The sequence below is a fragment of the Xanthomonas cissicola genome, from assembly GCF_008801575.1.
GTDB classification, from domain to species: Bacteria; Pseudomonadota; Gammaproteobacteria; order Xanthomonadales; family Xanthomonadaceae; genus Xanthomonas; species Xanthomonas cissicola.
In genome coordinates this window covers 1-3262 of record NZ_VZPL01000151.1, presented here as the reverse complement: position 1 = coordinate 3262, position 3262 = coordinate 1, and the positions used below count along the sequence as shown (strand labels likewise).

Here is a 3262-nt window from a genome sequence, read left to right as displayed (position 1 = left end):
GGCTGGCTGGCCTGCTCAACCGCGCCACGCTTGAACTCGGCAGTGAACTTCCTGCGCTTTGACATGAACACTCCTCATGGCCTTGATCGGCCTTCTTGTAAGTGTCCGTGAAAACGGGGGTGAACCCGGGCATGTACCGGTCTTGGTCACCCACACCGTTACGGCTCCCGCTCAGGTATGCTCTGGCGTCGTCAAAACTCAAGGTATTCCCATGGAAGGGCTGAAAAGTGTGACGCAGGGCCTGTTAACCGCTACGGCCTACTGTCTGGCGTTTCAACTGTCTTGGCACTGCTCACTGGATCAGTGGTACCTGCCAGCTGGCCTTCGGATCGCAGCGTTGCTGCTCGCCCCTTCTCGCTTGCTACCCTGGATACTGATGGGCGATGTCGCGGCATTGCTTATGATTCGGGTTCCTGCGATCAGCAGTGTCGGTGTCAATCCTACCTGGGCCTACGCAAGCCCCTGGATTCTGGTCCCGGCCATTGCTCTGGTCCCTATTGCTATTCGGGCAAGGTATGGGGCAGTACATCGCGCAGGAGCGTCACTGATCCCGATGCTTCTGGTCACGGCAGTCTGGGGCGCGCTCTGCACTCTGGGGACCAACATCATGCTCGACGGACCTTCGTCGGCAATCAGCGGCGTCAAGTTCGCCCGTTTCGCTGTAGGTGACTACCTCGGAATGTTGATGGTGGTCCTGCCGGTGCTTCTATGGATGCGCCGCCACGACGAAGAGACGCCCAGCCGCCTGACGCCTCATTGCGCACTGGCGGTTCTGGCGACTGCATTGATCTTTGCATTAGCAACACTGCCGCAAAGCAATGTTGCACGGTTGGGCTTAATGTCGTTGCTGATCGTTCCTGCCGTTTTACTCACCTGGCTGCATGGCTGGCGGGGCGCGGCCATCGGCGTTGTGCTGGCGAACACCGCTCTGGCATTTTCACTGCGAAATACGGGTGTGCTGGGGGCCTATGACTCAATAGGCTTTGTTGTGCAGGTTATGCTCGCAACAACGGCTACGGGACTATTCGTGCTGGGCGCGCGTATCTCCAGCACCCTTGCCGAAGTGCGCCTGCGTCTGCGAGGCGAGCAACAGGCATTGGATACGGCAAAACTGAGCTACCTATGGGCTGAGCGGGAATTGCGCGAGCACGTGATCGAGTACGTCGACATCGAGGTACAGATGAACCGACTACGCCGTGACATCGAAAGTCATCTCAAGTCACGCGGACAACATGAAGCCGCCATGCGGATGATTCGTACGGGCTCTATCCAATCGAAGATGCTGCACGAGTACATCAATGCTTTGTACCCGCTGGAGATCGAGACGCATGGGCTCTATCACGTTTTCCGTTCGCCAGGCTTCGCCAGTTCCAGTCACACAGAAATCCACCCAGTCATGCTTCGCGGCAATCCCATGCAATTGTCTGTTGGGCTGCAGCTTGCCGTCTACAGATGCACTCAGCAGGCGATTGCCTGTCTGCCTCCAGCAAGGCGTCATACCATCAAGGCCAGGGTCGGAAAACTGCGCGGGCTCCAGGGCATTGCTGTATCTATTTACGGGGATAAGCCAGAGAGCAAGCCTGCCAGTCGGACCGCTCTTGAGAACACAGCAGAGTTGTCCAGCAGGGTGCGCTCGTATGGTGGCACCTGCCGGCGCCACCATACGGGCAAGATCAGCTTCTTTGTTTCCGAACCAACAGGGACACGATCAATTTTTAGGTACGATGAGCCAGCTGTTACCACGCGGGAGTGTCTGTAGCAACACCGTCATATCGTCTCCTTCATATACGACTGTTCCGCCTGGGCGTGAACCCGCCGCCAGGATCGTGGTGCGGTCTGCATCGATACCAACCGGCATGACCCAATGGGTACCGTCGATCCACCCGATTGCAGTTCGGACATCGCCACTAGGGCCATTGACTTGCAGATAGCGGATTCCGTCTCGCTCGAACGTATACACGTGCAAGGTGCTGACAGCCGAGAGATCAGTAGCAGAGGGACGACTGGCCCCCAGCCCTGTTGTCGCAGCAGCAGGGCTATGACCGACATCCGGACAGCATGCCGCCGCACTGTATGACAGTGCCAGTCCTAGCAGTCCCACAGCCACTTTTGCCGTACGTTGGAAGTTACGCATCACATGTCCTTTCCCCTCGAAGAGGGAGTGCTCGCCTGCGGTCCAGGCAGCTGCGACGGTACGCGATCCAGAGCTTTCCTCGGTTGACAAATATCGTGCGGACTCGACCGGGCACGCCATTGCAGAGGGTGAGGAATTACCGTTCCCGGATGTCAGATTTTTCCTACCCAGGCAGCCTTGTCCCTTGAGGTGGCGGCCGCTGGACGATGAGAGGACGGTCTGGAGGGGAGCAGGTAGTGGCAATCTGCCTTGACCTATGCCAGAGTTCGACCCAACCTGCCTCAATAGCACATAAGGATAATGGCCCTAGCAGGCGCTCACCTCCGCACCCCCGGCGGCGTCTTTCTCGTCGCTGTGCCTGTGTCTGAACAAAAATTCTCTCGCTTCATGATTGCGTTACGCGCTTGACTCCCACCACCTGCCTGGGCTGCCTATCGCCTTCCGGGCTGTGCCCTCTATATCCCTCGTTTTGCTATCCCCGCCATCCATCTGCACCCAACAAGACCGACGAGTCCCGCCATGAATGACCGCTCACGCCGCTCACGCCTTTCATTTTCACGTCTCGCCGCAGGCTTGTTGCTTGCGGCCGGTCTTAGTGTTGGGCCCGCGAATGCAGTGGGAGTGATTGTCAATGACCCAACGTCGATGGCGAAGGCCTTACAGGAGTACGCAGAGCAGGCTAAGCGATGGACCGAGACGCTCAAGCAGTATCAGCAGCAGCTGGATCACTATCAGCAGCAGCTCATCAAGCTTCAGCGGTTGAACCTAGGGACGTCCACCATGGCTGACAACTTTGCCGAACGTCCAGAAGACTATGGCCTGGAAGACGACTGTCCGGGTGCCCCAAAGACTGGCCTCGCAGGGGTGCTGCAGCAATTCAAGTCTCTCGCTCCCAACATGAAAGGAAATATGGTGGAGGAGCAAATGAAGGTCTGCACACGCATGGTGCTGGCAAAAAATGCCAAATACAACGAGTCGGTACGCATGCTCAAGCGCCTTATGGAAGGTCTGAACAACTCTCAAGACCTAAAAATATCAGCATAGAGAGCGCCAGTAACGCGTAAATTGGGTATGTAAGACGAGATTTTGCGCTTATCTGGCGGCTTCAGCTGCCGCCGGACAGCATTA

Annotated in this window: 1 protein-coding gene and 1 pseudogene; both read left to right on the top strand. The window is 57.2% G+C overall.

What is annotated here, in order from left to right:
- Nucleotides 1–211: 211 nt before the first annotated feature.
- Nucleotides 212–1759 carry an MASE1 domain-containing protein gene (locus F7R02_RS24655; RefSeq protein WP_039418204.1) on the top strand — a complete coding sequence of 516 codons (1548 nt, stop codon included), beginning with the start codon at nucleotides 212–214 and terminating at the stop codon, nucleotides 1757–1759.
- Between the two features lie 1020 nt (nucleotides 1760–2779).
- Nucleotides 2780–3148 (top strand): annotated as a pseudogene (locus tag F7R02_RS24650) (hypothetical protein); the annotation flags it as partial.
- Nucleotides 3149–3262: the final 114 nt, after the last annotated feature.

Bases quoted from the DNA above. Each gene is read 5' to 3' on its own strand.
- F7R02_RS24655 (WP_039418204.1), top strand. From the start codon at position 212: ATGGAAGGGCTGAAAAGTGTGACGCAGGGCCTGTTAACCGCTACGGCC.